The organism is Micromonospora sp. WMMD708 (assembly GCF_049315245.1).
Lineage (GTDB): Bacteria > Actinomycetota > Actinomycetes > Mycobacteriales > Micromonosporaceae > Micromonospora > Micromonospora wenchangensis.
This window is the reverse complement of the sequence record NZ_CP186060.1, coordinates 4,491,083-4,506,418: the sequence shown is the minus strand read 5'-3', so window position 1 is coordinate 4,506,418 and position 15,336 is coordinate 4,491,083. Positions and strand designations below refer to the sequence as shown.

Here is a 15,336-nt window from a genome sequence, read left to right as displayed (position 1 = left end):
TTTGTCCACCTTCGACGTGGGTCCATGGCCGTACCGTGTCACCGTCCGACCTCATACGGTAGTGACCGGGCCTGGTGGACGTCACGGTTCGCCGCACGGCGCCACCAGGGTGGACACGGGGAGAGGCAGGGAGGATGCGGGTGCGACTCGAACAGGGCATCGTCGCCAAGGTCACCCGGAACGGGCAGCTTGAGCTGATCTCCGAACGGAGCGGGCTGCGATACCGGTTCGGGGCGACCGCCGCCGCGATGTGGATCGCCCTGCAGCAGCAGGGCGGCTCGTTGGAGCGGGCGGCCGGTGTGCTGGCCCGGCAGTGGTCGGCCGATCCGGCGGTCACCCGGCGCGACTTCGACGTCTGGCTGGAGGACATGCTCCGCGCCGGTCTGGTCCGGGTTGAGTGACCGGCCCGGTGGGGCCGGCCGGCGGTGGTGTGCCCCCGACCCCTATCCCGCCCCCCTGTGCGCGGGCCGCGGCGGGTCGTACCCCTGTCGGGTCGGCCGGGACGCGACCCGGCGGGGGGCGGTCAGGCGTCGGCCGACGGGCGACCGGGGTCGCCGGACTCGTTGACCGCGCCGACGATCACCCGCAGCGCCTCGGCCAGTTCCCTGCCGGAGGGGGCGGCCTCGGGATCGAGCAGCCGCTGCACCGTCAGGCCGGTCATCAGGGCCAGCAGGAACGAGCCGACGGCCTTACGGGTCTGCTCGGGGACGTTCTCACCGCCGTCGCGGATCACGAAGGTGGCCAGCGCCGGGCGGGCCCGGGTGTACGTCTCGGCGAGCTGTTCCCGCAGCACCGGCAGGTGCTCGGCCAGCGCGAACGCCTCGATCCCGGCGACCCAGAGCGGCCGGTGCGTGCCGAACGACTCCACCAGGCCGGTCCACATGGTCTCCAGCCGGTCCATCAGGTCGGGCTGGGTGCCGTCGCGCAGCACCCGGTCGATCTCGACGCCCCACTCCTCGAACGCCTGCACCAGGGCGGCGGTCAGCAGCGCCTCCTTGGAACCGAAGTGGTACCCGATCGACGCCAGATTCGTGTCCGACGCGGCGACGATGTCGCGGGCGGTGGTGCGTGTGTAGCCGCGCTCGTAGAGGCAGACCCTGGCCCCTGCCAGCAGGCGTTCCCGATGACCCACGGGCGTCACCCTACTCGGAACCACCCCCTAATTCATCCACCGGATGTATACGAGCGTCTAAATCCGGTGGTAGCTTTCGGCCATGGCTACAGCGCAGGCAAAGGCCGGCCGTCGCGAGTGGATCGGCCTCGCGGTACTCGTCATGGTGACACTGATCATCAGCATGGACATGACCGTGCTGTCGTACGCTCTGCCGTTCATCACGGCGGACCTTGAGCCGACCAGCAGTCAGCTCCTCTGGATCACGGACGTCTACGCCTTCGTGCTGGCCGGCCTGCTGATTCCGATGGGGACCCTGGGGGACCGGATCGGGCGCCGCCGGCTGCTGATGATCGGCGCGGCGGTGTTCGGTGCCGCATCCGTGGCCACGGCCCTCTCCACCAGTCCCGGCATGCTGATCGGGACCCGGGCGGTGATGGGCGCCGCCGGTGCGACGCTCATGCCGTCGACCATGTCGTTGATCCGCAACATGTTCCACGACGAGAACGAGCGCCGGGCCGCGATCGGCATGTGGGCGGCCGGCTTCTCCGCCGGTGGCGTCATCGGCCTGGTGGCCGGCGGGGCGCTGTTGCAGTACTTCTCCTGGGGCACCGTCTTCGAGATCAACGTGCCGATCATGCTGCTCCTGCTGATCCTGGCCCCGTTGCTGCTGCCCGAGTTCCGTAACCCCGCCGCCGGCCGGCTCGACCTGCTCAGCACGGTGCTGGCGTTCGTTGCCGTGCTGCCGATGATCTGGGGCATCAAGCAGTTCGCCGAGGACGGCATGACCTGGCCGCCGGTGGCCGGTGTGCTCGCCGGGTTGCTGTTCCTGGCCGTGTTCGTCCTGCGCCAGCGGCGGCTCGCCGATCCGGTGATCGACGTCCGGCTGTTCCGCGCCCCCGCGTTCAGCGCGGCCGTGGTGATGAACGTGCTCGCCAACTTCGCGCTGGTCGGGTTCATGTTCTTCATCAGCCAGTACCTCCAGTTGGTGCTCGGGCTGCGGCCGTTCACCGCGGGCCTGTGGTCGCTGCCGGCCGCCGGCGCGGCGGGCGTCGGCGCGGCGGTGCTCGCGCCGATGCTGGCGCAGCGCTTCCGGCGGGCCTACGTCGCCGCCGGGGGCCTGCTGGTGGGTGCCGCCGGCTGCCTGGTGCTCGCCCAGGTCGGCGACGATTCGGGGCTGGCCCTGGTGGTGGTGGGCCAGGCGTTGATGACGGGTGGGATCGCGATGGTGCTGACGCTCAGCGCCGAGCTGATCGTCTCCACCGCGCCGCCGGAGCGGGCCGGCGCGGCTGCCGGGCTCTCCGAGACCGGTAGCCAGTTCGGCGCGGCGCTCGGGGTGGCGATCCTCGGCAGCATCGGCACGTACGTCTACCGGCGGCAGCTCTCCGGTGGGGCACCCGACGGCGTCCCGGCCGACTCCTGGGCGACCGCCCGGGAGACCCTGGGCGGCGCGGTCGAGGAGAGCCGTACGCTCTCCGCCACCGCGGCGGACACGCTGGTCACGCTGGCCCGGGCCGCCTTCGCCGACGAGCTGCGGGCCGCCGCGGTCGCCGCGGCCGGCATCCTGGTGGTGACGGCGGTGCTGGCCGCCGTGCTGCTGCGTAACGTGGGGGCCTCGGTGCCCGGGCAGGGCCCGACCGGTGGACCCGCCGGTGCCGACGACGCCCCGCCGGTCGACCCGGACGCCGCAGCCGACCCGGACGGGACGGGCGCGGGCGGCGACCCGGGGACCCACGCGGCGCAGGCCGCGACGGGCGGACACCTCGACACCGGGTCGCCGGTGGTCCGGATCGGGCCTGAGCCGACCGCCCCGCCGGCCCGGCCGGCACATCCGGTGGCCTGACCGTACGGTCCCGACGGTGGCGTTCCCGCGGTGGGCGGGAACGCCACCGTCGTCCGTGGCGACGCCGGGCTAGGGGGCAGGCGCGCTGCTTAGGGGTTGTTCCGGCGTTTCGCGCGTTCCTACGCTCGCATCGACAGCGGGCACCGGAGCCACCCGAGGGCACCGGCTCGACTCCGCATCCGGCGGGCCGGCCGGGGCATCGGCACGGGGGCGGCCCGCTGGAGAACGTCCTGCTGCGGGGCGCACCCGCAGCGCCGATCCGGTAGGGGACCAGTGATGACGGCAACGCTCGAGAACGACCTCTGGGTACGGCGGTTCCATCCGTCTCCGGCCAGCGCGATCCGGCTGGTGGCGCTGCCACACGCCGGTGGCTCGGCCAGCTACCTGTTCCCGGTCTCCCGGGCCCTCTCGCCCACGGTGGAGGTGCTGGCGATCCAGTACCCGGGTCGGCAGGACCGCCGCCACGAGCCGGTGCTGGATTCCGTCGCCGACCTGGCCGACGGCGTGTTCGAGGCGCTGCGGCCGTGGCTGGACCGGCCGGTGGCGCTCTTCGGACACAGCATGGGTGCCGTGCTCGCCTACGAGGTGGGGCTGCGGTTGCAGACGCGGACGGGTCAGCCGCCGGTGCGCCTGTTCGCCTCCGGTCGCCGGGCGCCGTCGAGGGTCCGCGACGAGCGTTACGTGCACACCCGCGACGACGCCGGGGTGCTGCGGGAGTTGGCCCGGCTCAGCGGTTCGGACCCGAGGGTGCTGGGTGACCCCGAGCTGCTGCCGATGATCCTGCCCGCGGTACGCGGCGACTACAAGGCGGTGGAGACCTACCGGACCGACCCGGACCAGCGCCTGGACGCCCCGATCACCGTGCTGACCGGGGATGCGGACCCGATGACCACGGTGGACGAGGCACACGACTGGGCCCGGCACACCACCGCGGAGTGTGACGTCCGGGTCTACCCGGGTGGACACTTCTACCTCAACGACCACGCCGCCGACGTGATCAAGCTGATCGGGGCGGAACTGCACCGCGCGGTCCCCGGCGGCCCGGCGGCCTGACCGGATTCCGCGCCCCGGCCGGGGTGCCGGTCCCTACGGGACGCGGCATCGCGGTGGCGGGACCGGTGGGCGACCGCCCACGCCGCCGCAGGAGTCGGGCGGGTGGCCGGTCGCACCGGTTACGGACAGCATGACGGGCGGGGCGCCGGCCACCGGCACCCCGCCCGTCGTACCCGTCATTCGGCGATCTTCGTCCGCATGGTCCAGTGGAAGACCACCACCCGCGAGGCGTCGTCGTTGAGGCCGTCGTGGTCGCTGGAACGCTCGAAGTGCTCGTAGCCGCCCAGGTAGGGCACCTTGATCCGGCCGGTGCCGACCGGCGCGCTGTAGGCCCGCTCGGTGGCGGTCAGCCCGACCGGGCCACCCTCGAGCACGACGTCGAAGTGGTCATCGCCGCGAACGCCGCTGAACCGCCGCGCGCTGCTCACCCGTGTGAGATCGTCCACGCTTTCCTCCTCGGCTGGGGGCGGCGACGCTGGGAAACCGTGTTTCGCGTCACTGCCCTCGGATGCCTCCAGCGTGGCGGCAGCGCCGGCCGGCGCATACCCGGAAGCGACCCCTAACTCCCGGCGGACGACCAGTTTTCAGCGGCCGGCCAACCTGCGGTTACTTTGTGGCCCGGTGAGTCGCATTTGTGGGGCCCGCGGCTTGTCGCATGGGTGACAGCATTGACCATGGCTTATGAATTGCTTCTGTAATAGAGCCGTCTTCTCCCTGAAACTCAATTTTTGCTCAAGAGTAGATTGCCCGATTCGCTGCCTCTCGTCCGGTCGGTGGCGGTGTGCCGACGTCGGGGGCAACCGTGCGGGCCGGGGGAGTTGGCCCGAAAACTTCCGGTAGGAGTCCTCTGTCGGAGTCATTTCCCAGGTCACAGCCCTGTGTCCCGGGGTGAATCTGCGGCCATCCCTGCAGGTGGGAGGGGTCGCGATGGCTCTTCGATCATGTAATTGCTACCGAGTGGTAATTTCTCGACTAGGGACAACAAACCGACAAAACGCCGTCCCCGCTCGTAATATCGGTGACGAAGTATCACTACCCCACTACCGTCTTGTACGGGTGTCTATGTATGCTGTGCTCGCCGTCGGGACGCGGTGAAAGCCATCAATCAATTGGCAGTCATCATTGCAAGCCCCGGTTTGCCGGCCGACGTGGCCGGCGACCGGTGGGTCCCGGTGGCCGCGTGGCATCGAGCCGAACGGTTTCGTCGGGGGGCCTGACCCGGAGTCGGCAGCGCCCGTTCGATGCCTCATCGCTGACCTGGGGGGAGACGGGTGGATTTTGTGGAGAGAAGCCGCGAGCTTGACATCTTGCGGGACCTTTACTCCGACAGCGCCACGGGCAGGGGGCGGGTCGCGCTGATCAGCGGCCCCGGTGCCACGGGCAAGACCGAGCTGTTGCGGGCCTTCGCCGACCACGTCGGCGCGGCGGGCGGGCTGGTGTTGCGCGCCGCCTGCTCCCGGGCGGAACGCCTGCTGCCCGCGGCCGTGATGGGGCAGCTGTTCCACAGCGTGCCGCTGCCGGCCGAGGTGATGCGCCGCGTCGGCGCGTTCGTGGACATCGACGGCGTCGCGACGGAGGGCGACGCCGACATCAGGGCCGTGCACGCGATGTGTGTCGAGCTGCTCGACATCGCCCGCAGCCGGCCGCTCGTGCTGCTCGTCGACGACGTCGAGTTCGCCGACGAGCAGACCCTGCACACCCTGCTCTACCTCCAGCGTCGGCTCACCGCCGCGCAGATCCTGGTGGTGCTCACCGAGTCGCCGCAGCCGCAGCCCTTCCACCCGGAGTTCCGGGCCGAGATCAGCCGGCAGGCGAGCTTCTGCAACATCCAGCTGTCACCGCTGTCCGAGGCGGGCGTCGCCGAACTGCTGCGCGGCTGGACCGACGAGGAGACGGCCGCGGCGCTCGCCCCGGCGTACCACGAGGTCAGCGGGGGCAACCCGTTGCTGCTGCACGCGCTCGGCCAGGACCGGCGGGTCGCCGGGCCCACGGAGCCCACCGAGGTGGTCGTCGGCGACCAGTTCCGCCAGGCCGTCCTGGCCTGTCTGCGCCGCTGGGACCCGACCATCCTGGAGACCGCCCACGGGTTGGCCCTGCTCGGTGACTTCGCCACCCCGGCGTTGCTGGCCCGGCTGCTGGACACCAAGCCGGCCCGGGTCCAGTGGGTGCTCAACGCCCTGACCATGTCCGGTCTGCTGCACGGCGGCCGGTTCCGGCACCCGGCGGCGCAGGCGGCCGTCCTGCACGACCTGGCCCCGGACGCGTTGTCCGAGATGCACGCGCGGGCGGCGGAACTGCTGCACGCCGAGGGCGCGCCGGCCCCGGCGATCGGCGGGCACCTGCTCGCCGCGGGCGGCCTGGCCGAGTCGTGGGCGATCACGGTGCTCCAGGACTCGGCCACCCACGCGCTGGCCGAGGACCGCGTCGACGACGCGGTGGAGTCGCTCAAGCTGGCGCACGAGATGTGCGACGACGAGCCGCGCCGGGCGGCGTTGACCGCGATGCTGGCCGCCTGCCAGTGGCGGATCAACCCGGCGGCGGTGAGCCAGCACCTCCAGTCGCAGCGCGAGGCGCTGCGCGCCGGTCACCTCTCCGAACGGCACGCCGCCGCGCTGCTGCGCTACCAGCTCTGGCACGGCCACCGGGCGGACGCCCAGGAGACCCTGCGGCACCTGCGCGACACCCGGCAGCAGCTCGACGCCACCACCGCCGCCGAGCTGGAGGGGTGCGCGGAGTGGCTGCGACTGCACTTCCCCGTCGCCTTCGCCGAACTCGACGCCGCCACCGACGCCGCCCCGGCCCGCTCCGACGGCACCCTCGGCTCGGCCCCCCCGTCGCTGACCGCGGTGCTCACCGACGGGGTGACCGACGAGGTGATCGCCCGCGCCGAGCAGGTGCTCGGCAGCCACCTGCTGGTCGACGTCGGGCTGGAGTCGGCGCTGTGCGCCCTCCAGACGCTGGTCTACGCCGACCGGATGGACCGCGCCGTGCACTGGTGCGACGTGCTCGGGGCCGAGGCCGGCGCCCGGGGCGCCACCACCTGGCACGCCATCCTCTCCGACGTCCGTTCGCACATCGCGCTGCGCCAGGGCGACCTGCCGCTCAGCGAGCGGTTCGCCCGGGAGGCGCTGGACGCGATGTCCCCGCACAACTGGGGCGTGGCGATCGGCTCACCGCTGTCCAACATGCTGCTCGCCAAGATCGGCATGGACAAGCTCGACGAGGCCGAGGCGCAGCTCAAGCACGTCATCCCGGACGCGATGCGCGACACCTGGTTCTGGCCGATGTACCTGCGGGCCCGGGGCCACCTGCACCTGGCCGGCGGGCGGGTGCACGCGGCGCTGGCCGACTTCGAGACCTGCGGGCAGCTGGCCACCCAGTGGGGCATGGACCTGCCGACCCTGCTGCCCTGGCGCGGCGACCTGGCCCAGGTCTACCTGCGTTCCGGCCGGCCCGACCGGGCCCGGGGCATGGTGACCGAGCAGCTCTCCCGGCCCGGTGCCGACAACGCCCGTACCCGGGGCATCTCGCTGCGGCTGCTCGGTTCCGCGCTGGACGTCAAGCAGCGGGTCAACACCCTGCGGCAGGCGGCCAACCTGCTCCAGGAGGCCGGTGACCGCTACCAGCTCTTCCTGGCCCTGGCCGCGCTCAGCAGCGCGCACTACGGGCGGGGCGAGTTCAACACCTCGCGGGTGGTGGCCCGCAGCGCGATGCAGCTCGCCAAGGACATCCAGGCGCAGGCGCTGTGCCGCCGGCTGCTGCCCGGCGGCGACGCCGCCGGCACCGAGGACCCGGACACGCCGCCGGAGCACGAGGAGATGTCCCGGCTCAGTGACGCCGAGCAGCGGGTGGCGACGCTCGCCGCGCTCGGCCACACCAACCGGGAGATCGGCAAGAAGCTCTACATCACGGTGAGTACGGTCGAGCAGCACCTCACCCGGGTCTACCGGAAGCTGAACGTCCGGCGGCGTACCGAGCTGTCGCTGGGCCTGCCGATGGACGCCGCCGGGGCCGGGCTGCTCGCCGTGGCGCCGGGTGGCACCGAGCGCTCCTGGCCGCAGTGGGAGTCGGCGGTCCAGGCGAGCTGAGCTCGTCAGAGGTGGCGATTCCGGGGTGGGCCTAGGCCCACCCCTTCGGGTCATTAGCTCCATTGAGCGCAAACGGCCCGATCCCTACCGTGAAACATGTACCCACCGCCGTTCGGCGACGTTCTTTTGCGGGGAGCTTGAGGTGGACAGAAACAAGGACCGGCGGACGCCGATCAGTGGCGCCGACGCGGTGCGGCTCGACGACGTGCGCAAGACGTACGGACGCGGCGACAACCGCGTCGACGCGCTGCGGGGCGTCACGATGAGCTTCCCCCGGGGCAGCTTCACGGCGGTGATGGGGCCGTCCGGCTCCGGTAAGAGCACCTTCCTGCACTGCGCGGCAGGGCTCGACGTGCCCTCGTCCGGCTCGGTGGTGCTGGACGGCAAGGAACTCAGCGGCATGAACGAGAACCAGCTGACCCGGCTGCGCCGGGAGCGGGTGGGCTTCATCTTCCAGGCGTTCAACCTGATGCCGGCGCTCAACGTCGAGCAGAACGTGGGCCTGCCGTTCCGGCTGGCCGGCCGCCGGCCCGACCGGCACTCCGTGGTGGAGGTGCTGGGCCGGGTGGGGCTGGCCGAGCGGCGCAAGCACCTGCCGAGCGAGCTGTCCGGTGGTCAGCAGCAGCGGGTCGCGATCGCGCGGGCGCTGATCATGCGACCGGCGGTCATCTTCGCCGACGAGCCGACCGGCGCGCTGGACACCCAGACCACCATCGAGGTGCTGCAACTGCTCCGCGAGACGGTCTCCAGCGGCGGTCAGACGATCATCATGGTGACCCACGACCCGGTCGCCGCCGCCGCCGCGCACCGGGTGCTGTTCCTCGCCGACGGCCAGTTCATCGGTGAGCTGGAGGCGCCGACCGCCGACGTGGTGGCCGAGCGGATGACCCACCTGACCGCGTGGCAGCAGAACCGCGCGCCGCAGGCCACCGGCAGGGGTGGCTTCTGATGACGTACCTCGCGTGGCGCACCCTGCGCTACCGCAAACTCGCCTTCATCGCGACGTTCATCGCGGTCTTCTTCGGTGTGGCGCTGATCGTCGCCTGCGGCGGGCTGATGGAGACCGGTATCCGGATGGCCGTCCCGCCGCAGCGGCTGGCGGCGGCCGACGTGGTGGTGAGCGGCAAGCAGACCTACGGTGTGCCCAAGAAGGACCCGCAGGACACCAAGAACATCAAGTCGGTGCCGCTGGCCGAGCGGTACTGGATCGACCCGGGACTGGTCGGCAAGATCCAGGGCGTGCCCGGGGTCGAACGGGCGGTGGCCGAGGCGTCGTTCGCCGCCACCGTCGTCCGCAACGGCGCACCCGTGATCGTCGGGACGCAGTCGCTGGGCCACCGCTGGGAGTCGGCGCAGCTCGGGCCGTACCGGCTCGACGGGCAGCCGCCGGCCCAGGCCGGCCAGGTGGTGCTGGACCGGGCGGTGGCCAAGCTGGCCCGCATCAAGGTCGGTGACCGGGTCGACGTCGTCGTCGGCGGGGTCCAGTCGTCCTTCCAGGTGACCGGCATCGCCGCGCCGCCCGGTGAGCTGAGCCAGTCGGCGCTGTTCTTCTCCGACGACGACGAGCGGCGGCTCAACCCGCACACCGGCACCGCGGACGCGATCGGTGTGCTGGCCAAGCCCGGCACCGACCTGGACGCGCTGCGTGACCGGATCGAGCGGACCCTCGCCGACCGCAAGCTCGTCGTGCTCACCGGCGACGACCGGGGCGCGGCCGAGTTCCCCGAGGCGGTCGGCGGCCAGGCGCAGCTCATCCCGCTCTCCGGGGTGTTCGCCGGCATGACGGTCTTCGTGGCGATCTTCGTGGTCGCCAGCACCCTGGGCCTGTCGGTGCAGCAGCGGCAGAAGGAGATCGCGCTGCTGCGCTCGATCGGCGCGACACCCCGGCAGATCCGCGCGATGGTGCGCCGCGAGGCGCTCGTCGTCGCGGTCGGCGCGGCGATCCTCGGCTGCGCACCCGGGGTGTTCCTCGGGCCGCTGCTCTACGACATCGTCTCCGACGCCGGGGTCATCTCGCCGGTGGTGCAGTTCCACCAGGGCTTCATCCCCTACCTGGCCGCACCCGCGATCGGCATCTTCGCCGCGCTGGTGGCCGCCTACGTCGCCGGCCGTCGCCCCTCCAAGACCAAGCCCACCGCCGGCATCGCCGAGGCCGCTCTGCAGCGCAAGTGGGTGAGCTGGCCCCGGGTGGTGTTCTCCATCCTGTTCTTCGCCGCCGGGTTCGCGCTGATCCTGGTGACGGCGATCGTGATGCAGGGCGCGGTGGCTTCCGCGACCGCCGGGCCGGCGGTGATGTGCTGGGCGATCTCGATCGCGTTGATCAGCCCGGGGCTGACCCGGCTGCTGGCCGGCGTGCTCAGCCTGCCGGTGCGGGCGTTCTTCGGCCTCGCCGGCTACCTCGGCACGGTCAACGTCCGCACCCGCGCCGTCCGGGTGGCCTCCGCGGTCACCCCGATCATGCTGGCCGTGGCGCTGGCGGTGGCCAACTTCTACCTCCAGACCACCCAGAACGAGGCCGCCGAGCGCTACTACTCGGACAACCTCCGCGCCGACCTGGTGCTCAGCTCCACGACCGGCGGATTCCCCGCGGAGACGGTGGAGGCGATCCGGTCCGCGCCGGGCGTCGAGGAGGCGTCGGCGTACGTGACCAGCGCCGGCTGGATCAACAAGCCGTACGACGGGTCGCACGTCGAGTCGCCCTGGCCGTTGCAGGGCGTCAGCGGGGCCAGCGCCGCCGGCATCACCGGGGTACGGACCAGCGACGGCAACCTGGGCGACCTGCGGGGCGACACGGTGGCCCTGCCCGAGGTGGCCGGCAAGAACCTCAACGTCGGCGTTGGTGACCAGATCACCCTGCGGCTCGGCGACCGCTCGGCGGTGGACCTGCGGGTGGTGGCGCTCTACCCGGCGAAGAAGGGGTTCGAGACGATCCTGCTCCCCGCCGACCTGCTCGCCGCGCACAGCACCACCGGTCTGTCCCGGCAGATCCTGGTCACCGCCGAGCCCGGCACCAGCCGGGACGCGCTGACGGCCAGCCTGCGGGAGAAGGTCGCCGGTCACCCCGGCACCATGATCGAGGGACGCGACGCGATCACCACGTTCGCCGAACGGACCAAGACCCAGGCCTGGGTCAACTACCTGCTCGTCGCCCTGGTCGCCGGTTACACGATGATCTCGGTGGCGAACACCCTGATCGTGGCGACCGCCGGCCGACGTCGGGAGCTGGGCATGCAGCGGCTCATCGGCGCCACCCGCAAGCAGGCCCTCCAGATGCTCAGCGTGGAGGCGGGCATGGTCGCGGTCATCGGGGTGGTGCTCGGCACCATCGCCTCCATCGCCACGCTGATGCCGTTCAGCATCGTGGTGCTGGGCCGACCGGTGCCCTCCGGCCCGATCTGGATCTACCTGGCCGTGGTGGCGGGCGCGACCGTGCTCGCCTTCGCCGCCACCGTACTGCCGGGCCGCCGGGTGATGCTCTCCCGGCCGGCGGAGGCCGCCGTCGCCGTCGAGTGACGGCAACCCGCACCACACGACGGTGCCCCCGGTCGACCGACCGGGGGCACCGTCGCATGTGGCACCGGGATCAGCCGACGTCGGCCCGGGTGCCGTTGAGGTACGCCAGCACGGCCAGCACCCGCCGGTTGCTGTCGTCCGCCGGGGTGAGGTCGAGCTTGGTGAAGATGCTGGTGGTGTACTTGGCGACGGCACCCTGGCTGACGATGAGGCGCTGGGCGATGGCCGTATTTGAACATCCCTCGGCCATCAGCTTCAGCACCTCCCGCTCGCGCGGGGTCAGGGTCGACAGCGGCTCCCGACGGGACCTGCCGGCCAGCAGTTGGGAGATCACCTGCGGGTCCATCGCGGTGCCCCCGTCGGCGACCCGGCGGATCGCGTCGACGAACTGGTCGCTGTTGAGTACCCGGTCCTTGAGCAGGTAGCCGATGCCGCCGCTGGCGTCGGCGAGCAGCTCCTTGGCGTACAACTGCTCGACGTGCTGGGAGAGCACCAGGATCGGCAGTCCGGGGCAGCGGCGACGGGCCTCCAGGGCAGCCTGCAGGCCCTCGTCGGTGAACGTGGGTGGCAGTCGCACGTCGACCACCGCGACCTCAGGGCGGAGGGTCACCAGGGCGTCGAGCAGGGCCGGGCCGTTGTCGACCGCCGCGACGATCTCGAAGTCGTAGGATTCGAGGAGCTGGACCATTCCCTGTCTCAGGAGGAAGAGGTCCTCGGCGAGTACAACGCGCACGGCAGCTCCAGGATCGCGACGGTCGGCCCACCTTCGGGACTGCTGAGGACGAGCGTCCCGTCGAACGTAGCACAGCGCCGCTCGATGCCCCGGAGTCCGGTGCCGAGGGTGGCGTCGGCACCGCCCTGACCGTTGTCGATCACCACGGCGCGCAGCGAACCGTCCTCGTGCCGCAGGTCGATGCTGGCCCGGTCGGCGTTGGCGTGCTTGACCACGTTGTTCAACAGCTCCGACAGGGCGAAGTAGACGGCGGACTCCGCCGGGGCGGCCAGCCGGCCGGGAACGTCGGCGGTGACGTCGACCTCGATCGGGCTCTCCAACGCGATCGCCCGGATGGCGTCCTCCAGCCCCCGCTCGGCCAGCACCGGCGGATGGATGCCCCGGATCAGGCAGCGCAGCTCCTCCAGCGCGCTGGCGGTCGCGTTGCGCGCGTCCACCAGCAGGGTCTCCGCGACGTCCGGATTGGTACGCAGCTGCCGGGTGGCCGCCCCGAGCTTCATGCCGATCGCGACCAGCCGGGCCTGCGCGCCGTCGTGCAGGTCCCGTTCGATCCGGCGCAGCTCGGTGGCCTGGATGTTGATCACGTCCGAGCGGGTCTCGGAGAGGTGCCGCATCCGGGAGGCGATCTCCGCCCGTTCGCTCGGGCCCAGCAGCGTCCGGGCGAAGTAGGCGTGCCCGGCCACCACCCCGGGGGCGGCGGCCACCCAGATCGCGAACACCACCAGGCTGACCAGCGCGCCGAGCACCGCGTGCGGCCAGGTGTCCATCGGGGTGAAGCCGTACCAGAAGTCCACCCCGGACTCCCGCATCAGCATCCAGAACCCCGCGGAGAGCACCAGCCCCTCCACCGAGTAGACCAGCAGGGTGACCGGCAGCAGGCCGAGCACGAAGCCGACCAGCACGTTGAGCAGGAGGAACAGCAGGTCCCGCCAGGTCGCCGGGTCGGTGAGGATGGACCGGCAGCGCTGCACCCAGCCGACCACCCCCCGCTCGGTCGGCGGCGCGGGCAGGTAGGGCGTGGCGATCGACACCCCGGCCCGGCCGGCGAGATCCCGGCACAGCCCGGTGAGCCAGCGGACCAGCGGGGTGACCAGGGGCAGCAGCAGCACCCCGACGCCGAGCGAGATGAACGCCGTGGCGAGCACGGTGGCGACGAGCAGCGCCAGACTGAGCGCGGCGCTGGCGACGAGCAGCACACCGCGCCCGGTGGCGTACAGCGCCCGCGACAGGGCCCGCCCGGTGGCTTCCGCGGCGTTGGCGACGTCCATGTCCTCCGGCTCCCCGGTCACGGCAGATCGATGGTGGTGCCCGCACTCAGTGGCGTGTCGTGGACGACCAGTTGACGCAGCTCGGTGCCGACCGGCGTGTCGTAGACCAGTGATCCGCTGACCGTCGCGCCCGGCTCGATCTTCTTCGTCAACCGTTGCGTGTCCGGATAGTAGAGCAGGGAACGGGTGTCGGGGGTGTACCCGCGCCCGTCGGCGTCGACCAGCCGTTGGCTCAGCGGCCAGACGATGGTGCCCTTGGACCCCTTGTTGACCACGTCGACGTCGACCATGCAGAACACGCCGTCCGCCTTCTGGGTCAACGGCCAGAACCCGATCTCGCGCGACCCGCAGTGCACCCCGGTCACGGTGAACTCCAACGACCCGTCCTGCCCGGTCGCGGTGGCGGGGGTGGGGCTCGGGGTGGGTGACGGGCTCGGGGTGGGGCTCGGCGTGACGACGCCGGGCGGTGCGGACGGGCCCGCCCCGGCGGACGGCGCGCCCCGCTGGTCGGCCTGCCGCACCGCGACCACACCCAGCACGACGAGGGCCACCACCGCCACCACCCCGGTCAGTACCGCCGGCCAGGACGGCGGCGGGCGACGCGGCGGTGGCGTCGGGGCGACCAGGGTGGCCGGCTGACCGACCGCCGGGTACCACCGGGTGCCGTCGAGCTGCTCGGTGGTGGCCGCCACCGGTTCCACCGCCGACCGGATGCTGGCCGTGTCGGCGCTGCCGACCAGGATCAGCATCGCCTCCCGCGCGGTGGGGCGCTGGCCGGGGTCGGTGCGCAACGCCCGCGCGACTACCGCGGCGAGGCCGGCGGGCAGCCCGCTCAGGTCGGGCGGGCCGGCCGGGTGCACCCGGGGGTCGACCGGCAGCCGACCGGTGGCGGCCCAGCCGACGAGGATCCCCCAGGCGTAGACGTCGGCGGGCTGGGCGGGCGGGAAACCGGCGAGGCGCTCCGGGGCCAACCAGCCGGGCGTGCCGTACGAGGGGCCGGTTGTCGGGTCGAGTGCCTCGATCAGGCTCGCCAGGCCGAAGTCGATGACCTTGGGGCCGAACGGGGACAGCAGGACGTTGCGGGGGGTCAGGTCACCGTGGGCCAGCCCGGCGGCGTGGATCGCGGTGAGCCCGGCGGCCACGCCGACGGCGAGCGCCTCGGCCTGCGGGCCGGAGAGCGAGCCGTGCCGGGTCACGTGCTCGTGCAGGGACGAGCCGGTCACGTACTCGGTGACGAGATAGGGGACCGGCCCCTGCGGATCGGCGTCGAGCACCCGGGCGGTGCAGAAGTCGGCCACCCGGCCGGCGGCGGCGACCTCGCGGGCGAACCGTCGCCGGAACTCCGGCCGGGAGCGCAACTCGTCGTGGACGACCTTGACCGCCACGCGGCCCCCGCCCGGGGCCTCGGCCAGGAAGACCACCCCCATGCCGCCCGAGCCGAGCAGGCGACGCAGCCGGTAGGGCCCGACGTGCTCCGGATCGCCCGGCCGCAGCGGTGACCCCGGCTCGGTCACTGCGCCGCTGGTCAGCTCGCCCATGTAGACAAGTGTCCCATGTCGGGTCGAGGCACGCGCCCCCTGCGCCGTCCCCGGTGGACGGCCCGCAGGAGGGCCGCCCACTGCCGGGTGGGGGTAGGGGATCGCTAAGGGTTGGCACGGCCTGGGCCGGACTCTAGCGTGTGGTCGCACGCGCTCGCCGGCGCTTGATGCGGTCGGCGACCCCGCAGG

At 72.3% G+C, this 15,336-nt stretch carries 11 protein-coding genes; 6 read left to right on the top strand and 5 right to left on the bottom strand.

What is annotated here, in order from left to right:
* Positions 1-134: 134 nt before the first annotated feature.
* Positions 135-401 carry a PqqD family protein gene (locus tag ACN260_RS20020; protein ID WP_204928161.1) on the top strand — a complete coding sequence of 89 codons (267 nt, stop codon included), beginning with the start codon at positions 135-137 and terminating at the stop codon, positions 399-401.
* Between the two features lie 122 nt (positions 402-523).
* Here ACN260_RS20020 and ACN260_RS20015 read toward each other — a convergent pair whose 3' ends face one another.
* Complete coding sequence (locus tag ACN260_RS20015; RefSeq protein WP_422752543.1) at positions 524-1,132, bottom strand: TetR/AcrR family transcriptional regulator; 609 nt, start codon at positions 1,130-1,132, stop codon at positions 524-526.
* Between the two features lie 82 nt (positions 1,133-1,214).
* Here ACN260_RS20015 and ACN260_RS20010 point away from each other — a divergent pair, with 82 nt between their 5' ends.
* Together ACN260_RS20010 and ACN260_RS20005 are read left to right on the top strand one after the other, a co-directional pair.
* Positions 1,215-2,954, top strand: a complete 1,740-nt coding sequence (locus ACN260_RS20010; protein WP_422752542.1) for an MFS transporter — start codon at positions 1,215-1,217, stop codon at positions 2,952-2,954.
* 276 nt (positions 2,955-3,230) lie between these two features.
* Positions 3,231-4,007: a thioesterase II family protein gene (locus tag ACN260_RS20005; protein WP_422752541.1), complete on the top strand. Its 777-nt coding sequence runs from the start codon at positions 3,231-3,233 to the stop codon at positions 4,005-4,007.
* A gap of 176 nt (positions 4,008-4,183) precedes the next feature.
* On the opposite strand, the gene ACN260_RS20000 is transcribed toward ACN260_RS20005, so the two are convergent.
* On the bottom strand, positions 4,184-4,453 hold the full coding sequence (locus ACN260_RS20000) for a DUF5988 family protein (protein ID WP_422752540.1): 270 nt from the start codon (positions 4,451-4,453) through the stop codon (positions 4,184-4,186).
* An 825-nt stretch (positions 4,454-5,278) separates the two neighbouring features.
* Here ACN260_RS20000 and ACN260_RS19995 point away from each other — a divergent pair.
* The 3 genes from ACN260_RS19995 (at position 5,279) to ACN260_RS19985 (ending at position 11,608) form a co-directional block, all read left to right on the top strand.
* On the top strand, positions 5,279-8,095 hold the full coding sequence (locus ACN260_RS19995; RefSeq protein WP_422752539.1) for an AAA family ATPase: 2,817 nt from the start codon (positions 5,279-5,281) through the stop codon (positions 8,093-8,095).
* Positions 8,096-8,237: 142 nt separating this feature from the next.
* Positions 8,238-9,044 (top strand): ABC transporter ATP-binding protein, encoded by an 807-nt coding sequence (locus ACN260_RS19990; protein WP_422752538.1) that lies wholly within the window; start codon positions 8,238-8,240, stop codon positions 9,042-9,044.
* Positions 9,044-11,608, top strand: coding sequence for an FtsX-like permease family protein (locus tag ACN260_RS19985; RefSeq protein ID WP_422752537.1), 2,565 nt, complete (start codon positions 9,044-9,046; stop codon positions 11,606-11,608). Before ACN260_RS19990 ends, ACN260_RS19985 begins: the two co-directional genes overlap by 1 nt.
* 70 nt (positions 11,609-11,678) lie before the next feature.
* On the opposite strand, the gene ACN260_RS19980 is transcribed toward ACN260_RS19985, so the two are convergent.
* Genes ACN260_RS19980 through ACN260_RS19970 form a run of 3 tightly spaced genes read right to left on the bottom strand, consistent with a single transcriptional unit; the run spans position 11,679 to position 15,147 of the window.
* Positions 11,679-12,341 carry a response regulator gene (locus tag ACN260_RS19980; RefSeq protein WP_204928153.1) on the bottom strand — a complete coding sequence of 221 codons (663 nt, stop codon included), beginning with the start codon at positions 12,339-12,341 and terminating at the stop codon, positions 11,679-11,681.
* The gene (locus ACN260_RS19975; RefSeq protein WP_422756767.1) at positions 12,305-13,609 is read right to left on the bottom strand and encodes a sensor histidine kinase; all 1,305 of its coding nucleotides are present in this window, start codon (positions 13,607-13,609) and stop codon (positions 12,305-12,307) included. Before ACN260_RS19975 ends, ACN260_RS19980 begins: the two co-directional genes overlap by 37 nt.
* A gap of 17 nt (positions 13,610-13,626) precedes the next feature.
* Positions 13,627-15,147, bottom strand: coding sequence for a serine/threonine-protein kinase (locus tag ACN260_RS19970; RefSeq protein ID WP_422752536.1), 1,521 nt, complete (start codon positions 15,145-15,147; stop codon positions 13,627-13,629).
* Positions 15,148-15,336: the final 189 nt, after the last annotated feature.